Genomic DNA, 18,037 nt, shown 5'->3' on the forward strand with positions numbered 1-18,037 from the left:
ATGTGGCACACTTTGTTTAGGTATTCATGACTATATTAACGACACGGCGTTCGATTCCAACCAATGAAGGTACAAATATTCGCCTCAAAGATATTCTCAAAACTTTACCAAAAGAATGTTTTCAGCAAAATCAACGCAAGGCTTGGTTAGGGTTGTTAACAAATGTATTGTTGGTTGGTTTAGGTTACGCAGGTATAGCGATCGCCCCTTGGTTTACACTACCTCTATTTTGGATTTTTACCGGTACAGCATTAACCGGCTTTTTTGTGATTGCGCATGACTGTGGACATCGATCATTTGCGAAACGCCGTTGGGTCAACGATTTAGTCGGGCATATATTTATGTTGCCGTTACTTTATCCTTTTCATAGTTGGCGGCTATTGCACAATCATCATCATCTACATACAAATAAACTCGATATAGACAACGCTTGGCAACCATTTCGCCCTGAAGTTTATGCAAGTTCGGATAAGTTTACCCAATTGGGTTATCGTTTAGTACGCGGTCGCTTTTGGTGGGTAGGATCGATCGCACACTGGGCATTGTTGCACTTTGATTGGTCAAAATTTTCAGGGAAGAATCGCGAACAAGTTAAGCTGTCAGTATCCGTTGTTGTGATTTTTGCGGCGATCGCTTTTCCGGTTTTAGTTGCAACAACTGGAATTTGGGGTTTTGTGAAATTTTGGTTGATGCCGTGGCTAGTCTACCATTTCTGGATGAGTACGTTTACGCTGGTTCATCATACAGTGTCTGATGTTCCTTTCAGTGCAGCAAGTGATTGGAATGCTGCTACAGCACAATTATCGGGTACAGTTCACTGCAATTATCCGCGTTGGATTGAGTTTCTTTGCCACGATATTAATGTTCACGTTCCGCATCATATTTCTACTGCTATTCCTTCCTATAATTTGCGTTTAGCATACAGCAGCTTGCAGGAAAATTGGGCAGAGTATCTCCACAATGAATCACAGTTTTCTTGGTCTTTAATGCAGCAAATTACTGATGAATGTTATCTCTATGAGCAAAAGAATTGCTATCAATCTTTTCAAGATTATCATGGCAACAGTCGGTAATTTGATTTAATTAAATTGGGGGATAGCCAAGATGGCTATCCTTTCTTTTACTCGCAGCTTTGCACCATGATAGAGTTAAATAGAGGACAAGCTCGCAATATCATCTTGCAATGAAACAGGAAGAAATCCTATTCATTTTGGCAGCACACACAGTTCAGAATAATTTACCTCCTTTGATAGCTCACATTCAAGAATTGCTAAAATACGATGTTCAAGATAGCAATTAGATGTTCTTCAGAATTAGTTTTAAACCTTCACTCTTTCACAGCAACAATCCGTATACGGCGATAATCAGCAAACCAAGCGTCATTTTGATACAACACTGGACGTAATTGATTTTCTATATCAGAAATAATACTTACTTGTTGGTCAGCAGAAAACGTATTTAAAAAACTATTAGCAAACATTCTTAACCAGTTTTGCATTCCTTTATCCCCCTCTTCCAAGCGTGGGGGGCGATCAAAAAGAGTAGCAAATATGGGTTGTAAATTATGTTTTTCTAGTAAACTTCCATACTCGCCAATACTTGGAAAATACCAAGGATTTGATATTGTATTCTCAGAATAACCAGCATTTGCAACCGCGTTATGAATTGCCTGAATAATTGCTTTTATATTACCTTTCCCACCAAATTCTGCAACAAAACGCCCACCTGGTTTTAACGCCTGGTGTATTCCAAATACCACTTTTTCTGGTTCTGTAATCCAATGCAGTGCAGCGTTAGAAAATACAGCATCAAATTCTTCTTTGTATTGCAAATCTTTAGCATCTAATACTTCAAACTGCAAATGTGGATATTTGCTACGCGCTTGTTCAATCATCGTTTCAGCATAATCAATACCAACAACTTTTGCTCCTCTACTAGCAATTTTGTTAGCTAGGTAGCCCGTACCGCAGCCTAAATCGAGAATGCGATCGCCTCCGGTGCTGCGCGTAGCGCAATCGCCTGCTTGTGGGGCGAGTAAATCGATTAAATCTGTTGCTAATTCTGAAACAAAAGAGTGGTTGCGATCGTAGAGTTTGGCATCCCATTGATTATGCATTTGGTAAATATTTATTTATTGAACTTACGCAACCTGCAAAACGCATTTTGTGTTTGACTGCCGCAGGTCTAGATATTTTACTCGAACTAGGCATGCAACCTGTGGGATATCTCTCAAAAGGTGTTGCAGATCAACCAGAGTTTTATAGTACTCATGCTAAATATTGTATGCACGTTGGCTCTTAGATTGCTTAAACTTGAGAACTATTCGCGAGACAAAAGCTGATTTAGTCATTATTTTGAATTATTTGGCTGCGTTGCATACAAGCTTGGAATATTACTCCACACTTGAGCCTCAATGAAAAGATCCCATTGTCGCGCCCTGTTTGTTCGCCACTCTTCGTTAGGGATGCCAAACTTATCAACGATTTGGCAAATTTCATTCAATACAAATACTTGACCATGATACTCGGAACGGTAGAACTCTTGATCTGTTTGGTTTCTTAACCAGTAACTGATCATGCTATCTGGGTAAGTGAAGCTAACTAGTTCAGGACTAAAAGCCGACAGTGGAATCTGTACTGAGTTGCTTTGCCCATTGAATCCTTCTTCAATCCATACGGCTCGCTCAACTACAAAGTACTGAGGATAGAGAGAAATGGGCTGACCACCCTTTTTGATGAACTCTTGTCTGACCCAACTTTCTGCTTCTTGCCTCCGTTGCAAATACTTCTTAGGGTTGCTGAACCTGTCATATACCGCACCAGTTCGATCGCACAGATTAGATATAACGCTTAGGGCTTCTTCTTCAGCAAGATCTGACAAGATTTGAAACGGCTTATCATCTCTGTGATAGTAGTGCGTGAGAATCATTTTTTACCAGATCTTTTCTAAGTCGAGTACAAATCCAGTCAAAACATTTTCTCCTAACAAAGTAGCAGGAGATTGTATAACTTCGACTTCTTGATTTGAACGATAAATTTCAACTTGTTGAGCTTTACGATTAATTAGCCAACCTAAGTGAGTACCATTATCTAAATACTCTTTCATTTTCTCCTGAAGCATTCTTAAGTTATCGCTAGGAGAAAGTAATTCAATGACAAAATCAGGGCAAAGAGGAATAAACTTCTCTTTTTGCTCTTGAGTTAAACTATTCCAGCGTTCTAATTTTAACCATGAAGCATCTGGCAAACGATCTGCACCATTAGGAAGTTTGAAACCAGTAGAAGAATCGAATACTAGACCAAGTTGATTTTGATTATTCCACAACCAAAGTTGTGCAATTATTCCAGCATTACGATTTCCAGTTTCTCCTCCCGTAGGTGGCATAATAATCAATTCTCCGGTGGCGGTGCGTTCAAACCGGAGATCTTGGTTTGCTTGGCATAGCTGAAAAAATTGCTCATCAGTTAGTTCAATCGCAGGCTTGAGATTGAGTGTAAGGGATGTCATTTGATGCTTTATCCCAAAAAGTAATTTGGCAAGGTGGGCATTGCCCACCCTAATAAATATGCTACTGACTTACTCGATTCCTTCGATGCGGTCTTCGACTTCTTGATACAACTCGCGGAGTAGTTCGAGATTACTTTCACTGGTTTCCCAATAACCGCGCCCGTTAACTTCTAGTAAAGTTGCGACAACTTTACGGAATGAATGCGGATTAAGATTCATCAACCGCTGACGCATCGCTTCATCTTGAATAAATGTGGCGTTAGTATCCTCATAAATCCAGTTATCGACAGCGCCTGCTGTTGCACTCCAACCCATTGTATTAACAAGGCGTTTTGAGAGTTCGCGGACACCTTCATAACCGTGGTTCAACATTCCCTCGTACCACTTAGGATTGAGTAGTTTGGTGCGGGCGTCGAGACGTACAGTTTCAGATAAACTACGGACTTGTGCGTTAGCTGTTGTAGTGTCTGCAATGTAAGCTGCTGGGGTTTTGCCATCACCGCGTAAACTTGCGACGACCTTTGTAGGATCTGAGTCGAAGTAGTGCGAAACGTCAGTAAGGCTAATCTCGGAAGAATCAAGGTTTTGAAAGGTAACTTCAGCAGTTTTTAAAGAACTCTCGAAGATTTTCCGCGATTCTTCCATTGTGCCAGGGTTATCGGATGTGAAGGCAAATGATTTGCGCTTGAGGTACATTTCTTGTAACTCAGCTTCACTATCCCAAGTACTGTTTTCTACTGCTAAGTTGATGTTAGATGAATAAGAACCAGAAGCATTGGAGAAGACACGAGTCGCCGCTTGACGTAGGTTAATCCCCATTTCCTCAGCTTGCTGCATCGCATGTTTGCGGATAAAGTTCATCGATGGCGGTTCATCGGCTTCAGCTGCCATTTTTACAGCTTGATCCAATAAGTTCATTTGGTTAATAAACAAGTCTCGGAAAACACCGGAACAGTTGACAACGACATCAATGCGCGGACGTCCTAATTCTTCTAAGGGAATCAGTTCAAGTTTGTTGACTCTTCCCAACGCATCAGGAACAGGACGCACACCCACCATCCACATGATCTGTGCGAGGGATTCGCCATAGGTTTTGATGTTGTCAGTCCCCCAGAGGACACACGCGATTGTTTCGGGATATTGACCGCCATTATCTGCTTTTTGCCGTGCAATTAGGCGATCAACAACAATTTTGGCAGATTGTACTGCTGCTGTCGTCGGGATCGATTGGGGATCGAGGGCGTGGATGTTTTTGCCAGTCGGGAGAACATCAGGGTTACGAATCGGATCGCCGCCAGGTCCTGGAAGGACGTATTCTCCTTCTAGGGCTTTAAGTAATGCACCAAGTTCGTTATCGGCGACAACTTGCTGTAAGCAAAATTCGAGATATTCAAACAGTGGCTTTAATGCTTGGGGATCAACTTTGGGATAACCTGATTGATGCAATGCTTCTAACCAAGGTTCTTTTTTACCCATGTTGAAGAAATTAAGTTTAGAAACCTTGGAAACCCGTCCATCTGCATCAGTTTGGGCTTTTACTAAAGCGCTGAGTGCATCGCGTGTCGCGAGGGTGATTTCTTGCAACAATTGCACATCTTCGAGCATACCGCGATCGCTATTGCGATAAATTTCATCAATGTCACGATTGATGCTATTGGCAATAATCCGAGGTAGACTCAGAATTTCTTCTTCTTGGCGATCGAGTGCTGCAATATTGACTAAAGTTGCGATCGCTTCTTCTGCTGTTGGGGGCTTGCCAATAACGTGTAAACCACATGGTAAAAGTCGCGACTCGATCTCCATCAACTTACGATACACCGAACCCACAATCGTATCGCGTTCCTCCGCCGACATATCTTTGGCATCAATTTCGGGTAAAGCAATATCTTTATCCAAATTCACAATGCGGCACTTATCCATAATCGTATTCACGATCGGAATCCCGCGTCCGCTGTCTTTAAGAGTTTGGTACGAAGCGATCAGTTCACTTAGTTCTTTCAACCCTTTATATAATCCAGCATTTTCAGCAGGTGGCGTTAAGTAAGAGATCGTTTCGGCGTAGCTGCGGCGTTTAGCGATCGTGGCTTCGCTAGGGTTATTTGCCGCGTAGTAGTACACGTTAGGAATCGTACCGATCAAGTTATCGGGGTAACACTCGCCAGACATCCCAATCTGCTTACCTGGCATAAATTCTAACGAGCCATGTGTCCCAAAGTGCAACACTGCGTCAGCTTGCCAAATTCGCTCTAAATACGTGTAGTAAGCAGCAAAACCATGATGCGGACTTGCAGATCGCGAGAACAACAACCGCATCGGATCGCCTTCGTAACCAAACGTTGGTTGTACGCCGATAAAGACATTTCCGAAGTGTTTGCCGTAAATGAGTAAATCCTGCCCGTCACTATTGAGATGTCCTGGCGGTGGTCCCCAGTTTTCCTCTAATCTTTCTGAATAAGGTGTTAGTTCCTCATATTGGGGAACCGACATCCGATAGGCAATATTTAATTCAGGACTGCTGTACTGTGCTTGGGCATCGTGAATGACTTCTTGCATCAGTTTTTCGGCAGAGTCTGGCAAGTTCTGCACGTCGTAGCCATTGCGCTGTAAGGAGTGCATGACCTCGTAAATCGAGCCAAACACATCGAGATAAGCCGCTGTTCCGACGTTACCTTTATCCGGTGGAAAGCTAAAGACAGTAATTGCCACGCGCTTTTGTAGTTTTGGCTTGCGGCGCAAATTTGCCCATTTTAAAGCCCGTTGTGCAACAGCCTCAATGCGGTCTTGCAGGGCGATCGCTTTTCCGGTTGTTCCGTCTCTTCCTGATAAAATAATTGGTTCAATCGCACCATCGAGTTCGGGGATCGCAATTTGCAACGCCACTTGAATCGGATGCAATCCCAAATCGCTATCTTGCCATTCTTGCGTTGTTTGAAACACTAACGGCAATGCCACCATATAAGGGCGATTCAAACGTTTGAGTGATTCAATTGCTTTGGGATGATCTTGTCTAGCAGGACCACCAACTAACGCAAAACCTGTCAGCGATACTACAGTATCAACCAATGCAACTCCGTCCCCTCGCCCCTGATCGTAAAAGTAAGCATCAACAGGTTTAGAAAAATCTAAACCACCAGCAAACACGGAAATAACCCGTGCCCCCATTGCTTCGATTTCTTGCACCATTGCCACATAATGCGCATCATCACCAGTAACAAGGTGCGTGCGTTGCAACACTAAACCAACACAAGGGGCTAATGGATCTTTAAGGTCGGCAGAAATATCTTTGCGGCTGTTGTACCAGTTGAAGTATTCTTTAACATCCTCAAACATCTGTGGTGCTAGCGGATGCCAGATTCCCATGTCAGGATAAGTCACAGGATCTTGGAATTTCACCTTTTGCTGTAATGATGGTACGTATTTATCTGCCAGCATCAGTAAGAAGTTTTCCAAGTTTTCGGCGGAACCACCCAACCAGTACTGAAAGCTCAACATAAAGTTACGCGCATCTTGTGCTTTGTCCATTGGTAGGTACTTCAGCACTTTTGGTAGCGTTTGCAGTAACTTGAGCATTCCATCTTGGAACGACGAGCCAGATTTTTCTTTGCGCTTACGCATAAATTGCGCGATCGCACTTTTGGATTGCCCCAACTGTGCCATCGAGAAACTGCCCATTTTGTTAAGGCGCATTACTTGTGGCATTGAAGGGAAAACAACCGCTGCGTCCAAGCGATCGCGATGTGGCTCGACTGCTGCAACAACTTTGTCTGCCAAGTCTTCGATAAAAATTAATGAAGCGATAAATATATTTGCCTCGGCAACTTCACGTTTGAAGTCCTCATAGTTTTCTGCGTCTCGGAGTTCTTCAACTAAGTAACCGCTAATTTCAATAGCCACAGAAGAGTTATTTGCATTAATCTTGCGTACGGCTTGCGACAATGCACTTTGGTACTGTGACTCAAGCACGACATAGACCACCTTGATTAAAGAACGCCCCTGGAGATTTTCAGGAGCAATGTGACGAATGGTGGACTTGACGTGTGTAAACATTCAGGTAAGGCTCCTCAATGAAAATACGTGTTCTCTATACTTGAACTGCGCAAGATCGCGGACAATTTGCCTTCAGACCTTGTGCTTTGTTTTCGGCTATAAAGTGTTTTTTACCAGAAAATGCTTACCAGTCGGGAGTTTTACCACTCATCTGACACAATTTGATAAAAAAGTTGCAATAATTCTTCTTATTTGTTGACAACCAATAAAGTAATTGCTTGCGTCTTAATTAACAAAAATTATCAAAGTTATCAGCAAATCATGTCAGAAATTGATATTTTAATTCTCTCGAATGGTCCAGGAGAAATCACAACCTGGGTGCGTCCTGTTGTGAAAGCATTACGTCAACAATTAGGAGACAATCGCACTCAAGTCCGTATATCCGTAATCTTGTCGCCGTGTCCAAATGCCAGTGGGAAAGAAGCTGCGATCGCGCAAAGTTATCCAGAAGTCGATCGCGTACAAGCCGCAGAATATTTTTGGCAGTTTCTATTAACAGGTAAAACTGCAGCAAATTGGGATTGGCGCAAGCACGGTGTTGTCATTTTTTTAGGAGGGGATCAGTTTTTTCCGGTTGTGATTGGTAAACGTCTCGGCTACCGCACCGTAATTTATGCTGAATGGGATGCGCGGTGGTATCGCTGGATTGATCGCTTTGGCGTGATGAAGCCTGAACTGATTTCCCGCATTCCTACGCAATATGCCCATAAGTTTACGGTTGTTGGCGATTTAATGGCAGAAGCGTCAGGAGGGGTGTGGGGTGTGGGGTATAGGGTGAGAGAACATAAAGAATTGATTGGGTTGTTGCCAGGGTCAAAGCCTGCCAAATTGACTCAAGGTGTACCATTGGGGTTGGCGATCGCGCAGCATATTCACAATCAAAAACCTGAGACAGAGTTTGTGATTCCAGTGGCTCCTACTCTAGATTTGGAAACTTTGGCTAGTTTTGCCGATCCACGCTCAAATCCTATCATCAAGGATTTAGGTGATGTCACTGCTGAACTTATGACGACAGAAGAACGCCCATTTTTAAAAACAAATACAGGATTACGTGTGGAGTTAGAAACGCGATCGCCTGCGTATGATTTACTGACACAGTGCAGTCTGTGCTTGACAACTGTTGGCGCTAACACTGCAGAATTAGGCGCGTTAGCTGTACCAATGATTGTATTACTTCCCACGCATCAACTCGATGCAATGCGCTCCTGGGATGGAATTCCTGGAATTTTGGCAAATTTACCCATTGTCGGATCTGGTATGGCAAAAGCAATTAACTGGCTAGTACTGAAACGCCTGGGCTTACTCGCATGGCCTAATATTTGGGCAAAGTCTGAAGTTGTTCCTGAACTTGTCGGAAATTTGCAACCACACGTCGTTGCGGAACTCGCCTTAGATTACTTGAACCATCCTGAAAAACTCGCAGCAATGCGCGAACAACTCCGCACGATTCGCGGAGAATCTGGTGCAGCCCAAAAATTAGCAACTATCGTAAGCAAAGAGTTGAATTACTAGCCACTAGTCTCTCTTAGAAGACTGCCCATCGCGACGCCCTAACTCATACACTCCGCACCCCATACACGCGAGAATTCCCATGCTGATCGCCCAGCTTTTGCCTAAACTAATTTCCACACCATAATTACATAAGCTGCCAACAATCAGAAACGGCACAATACTAAAAAGAGAAGCGTAGAAAGCGTTTTGCGATTCTCTAGCCACGCGGGTTTTTTCAAATTCAGTTTCGCTGCTGTAAAGCGATCGCTCAGCAAAGTTAAACCAGCGATTGAGTTGATTGATTACCCAATCACTGATAGGTGAAAATCCTAAATATAGAGCCAAAGACCACAAACTCGCTCCCGCAATCGTCGTAGCATTGAAATCGAATTTAAATGGAAAAATATCACTCAGCATGGTTCAAATTGTGAAGAGTCACAAGGAAGTAAGCAGTTTAACTACATTAAACCTTAGATGCGGGGTAGGCATCTTATCTGACTTGGCATAATCGAGAAGGTTATTTCACATTTAACTGAGTTAACTAGCTTGATATATCCTTTCCAGAACTTTAATGATAAAGCAGAGCTTTCCAAAATCACTGCTCGCAGCATCGCCATCTACAAACCCGTTGTGTAAAAATCAGCACTTAGCTCGTGTTGTTAAGAATTCTGTCACTTAGAATACATACTTTTTCTGAAAATTAAGCTTACTTATTCATAGCTAAAACTTACTTTTTTTCTACTGAATTGAGGTAAAATCGATTTTTAAAGCAGCTAAAAGAATTAAAGTTATATAACTCGTAATTGATTGACAATTTATTGAAACAATCTAAATTTTAAAAAAAATATCAACTATTGAAGTTATGTACTATGATGAAAAACTCGTATTAGATAGTAAAGATAAAAGCAATCGCAGACAATATTCTCCAAATAAAAAAGTCTTACAATAGTGGACTCATATAATGTATAAGAATTTTTTTCGTATCGCGATTCTAAATTCAAATCGAATAGCTTACCAGAAGACATTCAGAATTAATACATTTAGCTAGTCGGTAATAAACAATGAAAAATCAAGGTTTCGTTTTGTGGCTAACTGGATTAAGTGGTTCCGGTAAAACCACACTAGCCAAAGGCATAGAACGCGAACTCAAAGAGCGCGGCTGTGTAGTAGAGTTATTTGATGGTGATGCTATTAGAACCAACCTTTCCAAAGGCTTAGGCTTTAGCAGAGAAGACCGAGATACCAATATTCGACGGATTGGTTTTGTTGCCAATCTCTTGAGTCGTAATGGTGTGATTGTTATAGCTGCTATCGTGAGTCCTTACCGTGCAACCAGAGATGAGTTGCGTCATGCAAACAGCGATTTTGTTGAAGTGTATGTCAACGCCCCGTTAGAGGTCTGTGAGGCGCGCGATGTTAAAGGATTATATGCAATGGCAAGAGCAGGAGAAATTAGAGCCTTTACAGGAATCGACGACCCTTACGAAGAACCTTTGAACCCAGATATTGTTTGCTATACCGCAGAAGAAACAGTTGAAGAAAGTGTCGCCAAAGTGATATCGCAATTACAGCGCCAAGAATATATCGCAGAAAAACCTCAACTCGAATATGTAATTTGATTTTCTAGCACAGAAAACAAACGCTTCAAAATGAAGGGTAGAGCATTGCTTTACCCTTTCTGTCTTTTGTAAGAAGTACAAAACAATATCAATTTTTTCTAACTTGAACCTTCTTAAATAACACCAAGCTGAATTTAAGCTTAAATGTAGCGATTCTATAATAGTAAGAGAGTAAAATTGGTCGCGGGTAATCGATGACGAACAGTGAAATGAGAGCTATGGTTAATCAACTAAGTGTTGCATTTCGCGCCAGTGTTAAGGCACTACACACAAAAATGGTGCTGGTTTGAGTCAGAGACAAACATCATAAGAAGTGTAACCTTAAGTAAGGTAGTTAACCCAAAGTCAGATTTCACAATTGAAATCCCTTTCTAATATAGGAATTAAAAGCGATTGTGCAAAGCGCAACGCTGTTATGCGATCGCATAACATGACCGAAGCTAGATCGCTTATTAGTAACACGCGTTTATACTAGGCGCAAACTTGGCGATCGCAAATATGACTAGCGATCCACAAACCTAGGGAGAAGAAACATGGCTGAAGCGCAACAACCACTAGACTATGAGTACGCCCTGGATCGCGATTGTACAACTTTGTCACGGCACGTATTGCAGCAATTACAAAGCTTCTCGCCAGATGCCCAAGACCTCAGCGCTTTAATGAATCGGATCGCTTTAGCTGGTAAGCTAATTGCGCGGCGTCTGAGTCGTGCGGGTTTAATGGAAGGTGTTTTGGGCTTCACTGGAGACGTTAATGTTCAAGGTGAATCCGTTAAAAAGATGGACGTCTATGCTAACGACGTTTTTATCTCGGTATTTAAGCAAAGTGGTCTTGTTTGTCGCTTAGCTTCCGAGGAGATGGAAAAACCTTATTACATTCCAGAAAACTGCCCGATTGGTCGTTACACGCTGCTTTACGACCCAATTGACGGCTCCTCAAATACAGATATTAATTTAAGCCTAGGCTCCATTTTCGCAATTAGACAGCAAGAAGGAGACGACAGCGATAACTCAGCAAGCGACTTATTACAAAGTGGTCGCAAACAAATCGCTGCTGGATATATTCTGTATGGTCCTAGCACGATGCTAGTGTACTCAATTGGCAAAGGAGTTCACTCGTTTTCGCTTGATCCCAGTTTAGGAGAGTTCATCTTAACAGAAGAAAATATTAAGATGCCTCAGCAAGGAGCTGTTTACAGCGTTAATGAAGGCAACTTTTGGCAATGGGAAGAATCATTTCGAGAATACATTCGCTACGTGCACCGTACTGAAGGTTATACAGCACGCTACAGTGGAGCAATGGTCAGTGATATTCACCGCGTTTTAGTGCAAGGTGGTGTATTTCTCTACCCAGGAACCACGAAAAAACCAGAAGGTAAAATTCGCTTACTGTACGAGTCTGCACCTTTAGCTTTTCTCATCGAACAAGCAGGTGGGAGAGCAAGTACGGGAACCCAGGAAATTTTAGATGTAGTACCCGAACAACTTCATCAACGCACACCTTTGATCATTGGAAGTAAGGAAAACGTTGCATTAGTAGAATCATTCATTCAGCAACAAGCTAAAGAACAAAACGAAAAAACAATCATGGCTCGTTCTCGCGTACCACAATAGGGGTGAGGGGCGAGTAAGAAATTGTAGTTTTGAAGTTAAAAATAAGGAGAGAGTAGCAATGACAGATCAAGCAACAAAACCAGCTAATCATTTAATTGAAATCAAAGAATACGGTCAAAGTATCTGGATGGATAACTTGACTCGTGACATGATTCAATCGGGCGAACTCAAACAGTTGATTGAAAACGGTGGAATTTGCGGAATTACCTCTAACCCAGCGATTTTTGAAAAAGCAATTAAGGGTAATGCAATTTACGATGCAGATATTGAAGCAGGCATCAAAGCTGAGTTACCAACATATCAAATTTATGAGTCATTGATCTTTGATGATATCCGTCATGCTTGTGATATCTTGCGCCCTGTGTACGAAGCATCTAATGGTCTAGATGGCTATGTAAGCATCGAAGTACCACCAACGATCGCTGACGACACGGAAGCGACAATCAAAGAAGCTAAGCGCTACTACCAGGAAATTGGTCGGGAAAATGTGATGATCAAGATTCCTGGAACAAAAGCAGGTTTACCTGCTGTTGAGCAAGTTATCGCTGAAGGAATCAATGTTAATGTCACGCTACTATTTTCAGTAGAAAGTTATGTCGAAACAGCTTGGGCATATATTCGTGGTTTAGAAAAGCGCGTATCTGAAGGTAAAGACATCAGCAATATCGCCTCAGTAGCTAGCTTTTTCCTCAGCCGCATTGATAGCAATATCGATCAGCGCATTGATGATAAACTTGCTCAAGGTATTGACGATATCAGTCTTCAAGCAAAACTCGAAGCAGTCAAAGGTAAAGTGGCGATCGCCAACGCTAAAATTGCCTATCAGAAATACAAAGAGATTTTTAGTAGCGATCGCTGGCAAGCACTTGCAGAAAAAGGCGGTAAAATTCAGCGTTTACTGTGGGCAAGTACTAGTACCAAAGATCCCAAATACAGCGATGTTATGTACGTCGATGAGTTGATTGGTCCTGATACTGTTAACACTTTACCACCTAACACGATTGAAGCTTGTGCTGACCACTGCAATGTTGACAATCGCATCGAAACTGACCTTGAAGAAGCCTACAAACTGATTGAAAGCCTCAAAAATCCAGAAATTAATATCGACATTAATGAGGTAATGGACGAACTACTAGTTGAAGGAATTGACAAGTTCGTTAAACCTTTTGAATCGTTGATGCAATCTTTGGAAGAGAAAGTCAAATATTTATCCCCTGTTTAAGCAGTTAGCTGTGAGCAATTAGTGATTGGTGGGCAATGTAAACTGCTAGTTGCTAATTGCTAACTTGTTAAATTAATTCACAAATTCAGAAACACTATGGTCACGCTGCTAGAAAACCCTCTGCGCGTAGGGCTGCAACAAGAAAAAATGCCAGAACCTCAAATTCTGGTAATTTTTGGAGCATCAGGGGATCTTACCCAGCGCAAGTTGGTTCCAGCACTTTACAAACTCCGACGCGAACGACGCATTCCCCCCGAAACAACAATTGTCGGTGTTGCCCGTCGAGATTGGAGTCACGACTATTTCCGCGAACAAATGCGCGAAGGCATCGAGCAATTCTCTGATGGTCTTGGTCGTGAAGAACTTTGGCAAGAATTTTCTCAAGGTTTATTCTATTGCTCAGGTGATATCGATAAACCCGAAAGCTATCAAAAGCTCAAAGAGTTATTAAGCGAACTCGATGGTAAGCGCGGTACGCAAGGCAATCGTGTCTTTTATCTTTCAGTTGCACCAAAATTCTTTCCTGAAGCAATTCAGCAACTTGGCGATGCAGGAATGCTCAGCGATCCTGTAAAACATCGTTTGGTGATTGAGAAGCCTTTTGGTCGGGATTTAGCTTCGGCGCGATCGCTTAACAAAATAGTTCAAAAAGTCTGTCGCGAAGAACAGGTGTACCGCATCGATCACTACTTGGGTAAAGAAACGGTACAAAACTTGTTGGTATTTCGCTTTGCCAATGCCATTTTTGAGCCGCTGTGGAATCGCCAGTTTGTCGATCACGTCCAAATTACGGTTGCTGAAACTGTAGGCGTTGAAGATCGTGCCGGCTACTACGAAACGGCTGGAGCATTGCGCGATATGTTGCAAAATCACTTGATGCAACTATTTTGCTTCACGGCGATGGAACCACCAAATTCGCTCGATGCAGAAAGTTTTCGGACTGAGAAAGTCAAAGTTCTCCAAGCTACACGCTTAGCTGATCTTCAGAATCTAGAACTGTGCGCCGTACGCGGACAGTATAGTGCTGGCTGGATGAAAGGAAAAAAAGTTCCAGGATACCGCGAGGAACCAGGCATTGATCCTAACTCAACCACAAATACTTACGTGGCAATGAAGTTCATGATTGATAACTGGCGCTGGAATGGCGTACCCTTCTATCTACGTACTGGAAAGCGCTTGCCTAAGAAAGTGTCAGAAATTTCAATTCACTTTCGCGAAGTCCCAAATCTGATCTTTCAATCCGCTTCGCAACAGATGAACACAAACATTCTGGCAATGCGAATTCAGCCCAATGAAGGTATTTCACTGCGCTTTGAAGTGAAAATGCCAGGACCAGATTTACGGACTCGTTCGGTCGATATGGACTTTAGTTACGGTTCAACTTTTGGCTTTGCTGCTTCTGATGCTTACGATCGCCTCCTCTTAGACTGCATGATGGGCGACCAAACTTTGTTTACACGCGCCGATGAAGTAGAAGTAGCTTGGCAAGTTGTAACTCCAGCCCTTGCAGCATGGGACGCACCATCTGATCCCACGAGTATTCCTTTGTATGAAGCGGGTACTTGGGAACCTGCTGAAGCTGAAGCTTTGATTAACCGCGATGGACGTCACTGGCGCAGACTCTAGCAGTGTCATCTCAAAAGGGAGTAGGAGTGAGGAGCGAGTGGTTAGTGGTTAGTGGCTAGTATCAAGAGTGCTTAATAACTAGTAACTAGCAACTAGTTCTTCCTCTGACCTCTGCTACTCTGGTATACAAAAACTCAAAAAGAATTGAACTACCTTAAAGCTAATGGCTGATAGCTAATCACAGTAAAACTTCAAAACAAACTATGGCAATTCAATCTCCTCCACTTTTTTCACTTCAGGAGCCAAAGGACGTTTCTCTCGGTGAAATAGAGGCAGAACTAAATAAAATTTGGCAAAGTTATGGTACTGCTGGAAATGGTGAGGGAAGTCCAGCAGCAACTCGTGCAGCGACATTTAGTTTAATTGTTTACGAACCCGAAGAAACGCAACTCCTGCTAGCAAATTTAAATATCTATCGCGGTCCGATTGATGGCATTCCAGGTCCACAAACCGAAGCCGCACTCCGTGACTTTCAGAAAAAATATGACTTGCCCATAAGTGGAACTGCAACCACCGAAACTCGTGAGAAGCTGCGCGAAGCTGTTGCACAGCAGCAAGGATCGAGCAATGGGGATAGCGACGCACTTTATTGGGATAGCAGTAGAAATCCAAAAATTGCCGATGCGATCGCTCTACGCAATCCCTGTCGTATTATTACACTTTGTCCAGTCGTCGGTGACGATGACGGCGTAACGGCACAAGTCTCAGCGTACTGCCCAATTCAAAAACAATCTTCAACAACTTTGATTTGTTGTGAATACATCACATTTACAGGTACTACAGCTGGATTAGAGCGGGTAGCAGGTATGATTGCAGCCCTCCTCATCGGTGACTTGCCCAAGTTTCTGTGGTGGAAAACGACACCAGATCATCACAATCCCTTGTTCAAGCGACTCGCATCCGTCTGTAATTCGATTATTATTGACTCTAGTGGATTCAATGCCCCTGAATTCGGTCTTCTGCGCGTCAAAGAACTGATTGATGCTGGTATCCCCATTGCCGATCTGAACTGGCGGCGCTTATCGGCTTGGCAAGAATTAACTGCTGAAGCTTTTGATCCACCTCAGCGGCGTGCGGCATTAAGTGAAGTAGACCGCGTGACAATTGATTACGAAAAAGGCAACCCCACACAAGCACTCATGTTTTTAGGCTGGTTGGCAAGTCGTCTACATTGGCATCCTTGCGAATTTGAGCAGGAAACAGGAGACTACGAAATCAAGCGGATTCACTTTACTGCTGAAGATCAACGCCAAGTCGAAGCTGAGTTAGCAGCAATTCCCACGGCTGATAGTGGTGAGATTCCTGGAGATTTAATTGCACTACGCTTGAACTCCACAAACACTAAAGCTGATTGCTGTACTGTTGTTTGTTCAGAAACTGGCGGATGTATGCGTATGGAAGTTGGCGGCGGTGCCCAAGCTTGTCGTTTTCAGCAGGTATCCTCACTTGCCGATCAAAAAGCTGAAATTTTACTCAGTCAGCAATTGCAACGGATAGGGCATGAGGCACTTTATGAAGAAAGTCTTGCCGTGACAGCACAAATTCTGCAACTCACATCGCAAGACTAAAGAAGGGGTCAGAGATCAGAGGTTATGGGAAGAATAGCGTAGACTTTTGATTTAGGGTCGTAGGAAATACAAGATCTTTCTATCGGTCATAAGACAAGCAAAGCTGCAAAGTAAGGAGTTAATACGCGCATTCCCTGACCTTCGACCCCTAGCCTCTAATCTCTCTTAACCTTAATTATTGAAATAGAAATAACCACAAAGGCAGTACTAACAGCAGTAAAACGGTAGACACAACAATACAACTAGCGACTAATTCCCGTTCTAAATTGTATTCCTCCGCAAAAATGAGTCCAGCAAAAGCGGAAGGCATTCCAGACATCAGTACCACTGCCAAACGGCGATCGCCTGATAATCCTAAAAATAATGTCGTCAGAATACCAACCAACCCAGGGATAACAACTACTTTTAACAGCGCAGGAATCACCGCAAGTTTTAAACTTTTCCACCCACGTAGTTGAGTAAGTCGCATTCCTGTTAATAGAAAAGCACAAGGAATCACAATTCCAATCGAGGCTTGTAGTCCTGATTCTACTAAAGAAGGCAGTTCGACATCGCGTGTCAGGTAGCCTAGTAAGAAAGTCCACAGAGTTGGCACTGTTAAAACATCTCGTAACTGTACCCACCAATGATTCTGATGAGTTTCATGGGCAAAGTAACTCGCAATAAAAACACCGAAGCCATAAGTTCCAATTAAATTGTGCGTCAGGCTGTAGAAGACAATCCAATTTAAGTAACTGTGGTCAATAAATGCTGGCGCGATCGCCAGTCCCACAAACCCTGTATTACCTAATACTGCAGCTAAAATAAAACTTCCTTGAATTGCTGGTGTATTTAAAACTGCGGCGATCGGTAGAAAAGCAAGTTTTTTTAATATTTGTAAACATAGCACTGCAACACCCAACCCCAAAAGCAATGCAGCAAAAGTAATGATTGGAGGAAGCCCTACAGATTGCGAAAAATCTGTCTGTCGCGCCAGTGCCAAAATTTCTATTGGTATGCCTACCCAATAAAGGCTGCGTCCTAATAAGCGTGGTAGCGTGTGGGGCAGAAAGCGAAAGCATAACAATCCTACACTTGTCCACAAAATGAGTGGTAAGTACGCATCAAATAAGGTTTCTGTCATTCTTGAGGAGCGAAGAGTGTTAGTGTTCACGAAGTGTAGCGAAGCGTCTAGCACTTAGCGGGACAAAGTCCAAAGCTAGGGAAAGATCGCAACATACAGCCTATTGCAAGTTTATGAGGTACAGTAAGAGGAGTACACAAATGAAGTCTAATGAAACCGTACTCGCTCGACTTGCGAGAAAAAATAGTTAAGGCATACACACAAGGTGACACCTCAATCAG

At 42.8% G+C, this 18,037-nt stretch carries 13 protein-coding genes; 7 read left to right on the plus strand and 6 right to left on the minus strand.

Annotated features, from left to right (window positions below; translation table 11 throughout):
* Positions 1-26 precede the first annotated feature (26 nt).
* Entirely contained in the window at positions 27-1,073 is a 1,047-nt protein-coding gene (locus IQ230_RS21330) for a fatty acid desaturase (protein ID WP_193934255.1), read from the plus strand.
* A gap of 254 nt (positions 1,074-1,327) precedes the next feature.
* On the opposite strand, the gene IQ230_RS21335 is transcribed toward IQ230_RS21330, so the two are convergent.
* The 4 genes from IQ230_RS21335 to IQ230_RS21350 form a co-directional block, all read right to left on the minus strand.
* Positions 1,328-2,116, minus strand: a complete 789-nt coding sequence (locus IQ230_RS21335) for a class I SAM-dependent methyltransferase (RefSeq protein ID WP_193934256.1) — start codon at positions 2,114-2,116, stop codon at positions 1,328-1,330.
* A gap of 233 nt (positions 2,117-2,349) precedes the next feature.
* Positions 2,350-2,928: a hypothetical protein gene (locus IQ230_RS21340; protein WP_193934257.1), complete on the minus strand. Its 579-nt coding sequence runs from the start codon at positions 2,926-2,928 to the stop codon at positions 2,350-2,352.
* Between the two features lie 3 nt (positions 2,929-2,931).
* The gene (locus IQ230_RS21345) at positions 2,932-3,507 is read right to left on the minus strand and encodes a Uma2 family endonuclease (protein WP_193934258.1); all 576 of its coding nucleotides are present in this window, start codon (positions 3,505-3,507) and stop codon (positions 2,932-2,934) included.
* Positions 3,508-3,576: 69 nt separating this feature from the next.
* The gene (locus IQ230_RS21350; protein ID WP_193934259.1) at positions 3,577-7,554 is read right to left on the minus strand and encodes a magnesium chelatase subunit H; all 3,978 of its coding nucleotides are present in this window, start codon (positions 7,552-7,554) and stop codon (positions 3,577-3,579) included.
* Positions 7,555-7,815: 261 nt separating this feature from the next.
* Here IQ230_RS21350 and IQ230_RS21355 point away from each other — a divergent pair, with 261 nt between their 5' ends.
* Complete coding sequence (locus IQ230_RS21355) at positions 7,816-9,066, plus strand: glycosyltransferase family protein (protein ID WP_193934260.1); 1,251 nt, start codon at positions 7,816-7,818, stop codon at positions 9,064-9,066.
* 3 nt (positions 9,067-9,069) lie between these two features.
* Here IQ230_RS21355 and IQ230_RS21360 read toward each other — a convergent pair whose 3' ends face one another.
* Complete coding sequence (locus IQ230_RS21360) at positions 9,070-9,462, minus strand: hypothetical protein (RefSeq protein ID WP_193934261.1); 393 nt, start codon at positions 9,460-9,462, stop codon at positions 9,070-9,072.
* 644 nt (positions 9,463-10,106) lie between these two features.
* On the opposite strand from IQ230_RS21360, the gene cysC reads away from it, so the two are divergent.
* The 5 genes from cysC (at position 10,107) to opcA (ending at position 16,693) form a co-directional block, all read left to right on the plus strand.
* Positions 10,107-10,664 carry an adenylyl-sulfate kinase gene (gene cysC, locus IQ230_RS21365; protein ID WP_193934262.1) on the plus strand — a complete coding sequence of 186 codons (558 nt, stop codon included), beginning with the start codon at positions 10,107-10,109 and terminating at the stop codon, positions 10,662-10,664.
* A gap of 533 nt (positions 10,665-11,197) precedes the next feature.
* On the plus strand, positions 11,198-12,277 hold the full coding sequence (gene fbp / locus IQ230_RS21370; protein ID WP_193934263.1) for a class 1 fructose-bisphosphatase: 1,080 nt from the start codon (positions 11,198-11,200) through the stop codon (positions 12,275-12,277).
* A gap of 58 nt (positions 12,278-12,335) precedes the next feature.
* On the plus strand, positions 12,336-13,499 hold the full coding sequence (gene tal, locus IQ230_RS21375; RefSeq protein ID WP_193934264.1) for a transaldolase: 1,164 nt from the start codon (positions 12,336-12,338) through the stop codon (positions 13,497-13,499).
* Between the two features lie 96 nt (positions 13,500-13,595).
* Positions 13,596-15,125, plus strand: coding sequence for a glucose-6-phosphate dehydrogenase (gene zwf, locus IQ230_RS21380; RefSeq protein WP_193934265.1), 1,530 nt, complete (start codon positions 13,596-13,598; stop codon positions 15,123-15,125).
* 203 nt (positions 15,126-15,328) lie between these two features.
* A complete protein-coding gene (gene opcA, locus IQ230_RS21385) occupies positions 15,329-16,693 on the plus strand; it encodes a glucose-6-phosphate dehydrogenase assembly protein OpcA (RefSeq protein WP_193934266.1) in 1,365 nt (454 codons plus the stop codon).
* A 175-nt stretch (positions 16,694-16,868) separates the two neighbouring features.
* Here opcA and IQ230_RS21390 read toward each other — a convergent pair whose 3' ends face one another.
* Positions 16,869-17,816 carry an AEC family transporter gene (locus IQ230_RS21390; protein ID WP_193934267.1) on the minus strand — a complete coding sequence of 316 codons (948 nt, stop codon included), beginning with the start codon at positions 17,814-17,816 and terminating at the stop codon, positions 16,869-16,871.
* Positions 17,817-18,037 lie beyond the last annotated feature (221 nt).

The organism is Gloeocapsopsis crepidinum LEGE 06123, from assembly GCF_015207655.1.
Lineage (GTDB): Bacteria > Cyanobacteriota > Cyanobacteriia > Cyanobacteriales > Chroococcidiopsidaceae > Gloeocapsopsis > Gloeocapsopsis crepidinum.

Bases quoted from the DNA above. Each gene is read 5' to 3' on its own strand.
- IQ230_RS21335 (WP_193934256.1), bottom strand. From the start codon at position 2,116: ATGCATAATCAATGGGATGCCAAACTCTACGATCGCAACCACTCTTTT.
- tal (WP_193934264.1), top strand. From the start codon at position 12,336: ATGACAGATCAAGCAACAAAACCAGCTAATCATTTAATTGAAATCAAA.
- zwf (WP_193934265.1), top strand. From the start codon at position 13,596: ATGGTCACGCTGCTAGAAAACCCTCTGCGCGTAGGGCTGCAACAAGAA.
- IQ230_RS21355 (WP_193934260.1), top strand. From the start codon at position 7,816: ATGTCAGAAATTGATATTTTAATTCTCTCGAATGGTCCAGGAGAAATC.
- IQ230_RS21340 (WP_193934257.1), bottom strand. From the start codon at position 2,928: ATGATTCTCACGCACTACTATCACAGAGATGATAAGCCGTTTCAAATC.
- IQ230_RS21330 (WP_193934255.1), top strand. From the start codon at position 27: ATGACTATATTAACGACACGGCGTTCGATTCCAACCAATGAAGGTACA.
- opcA (WP_193934266.1), top strand. From the start codon at position 15,329: ATGGCAATTCAATCTCCTCCACTTTTTTCACTTCAGGAGCCAAAGGAC.
- IQ230_RS21390 (WP_193934267.1), bottom strand. From the start codon at position 17,816: ATGACAGAAACCTTATTTGATGCGTACTTACCACTCATTTTGTGGACA.
- IQ230_RS21350 (WP_193934259.1), bottom strand. From the start codon at position 7,554: ATGTTTACACACGTCAAGTCCACCATTCGTCACATTGCTCCTGAAAAT.
- IQ230_RS21345 (WP_193934258.1), bottom strand. From the start codon at position 3,507: ATGACATCCCTTACACTCAATCTCAAGCCTGCGATTGAACTAACTGAT.
- cysC (WP_193934262.1), top strand. From the start codon at position 10,107: ATGAAAAATCAAGGTTTCGTTTTGTGGCTAACTGGATTAAGTGGTTCC.
- fbp (WP_193934263.1), top strand. From the start codon at position 11,198: ATGGCTGAAGCGCAACAACCACTAGACTATGAGTACGCCCTGGATCGC.
- IQ230_RS21360 (WP_193934261.1), bottom strand. From the start codon at position 9,462: ATGCTGAGTGATATTTTTCCATTTAAATTCGATTTCAATGCTACGACG.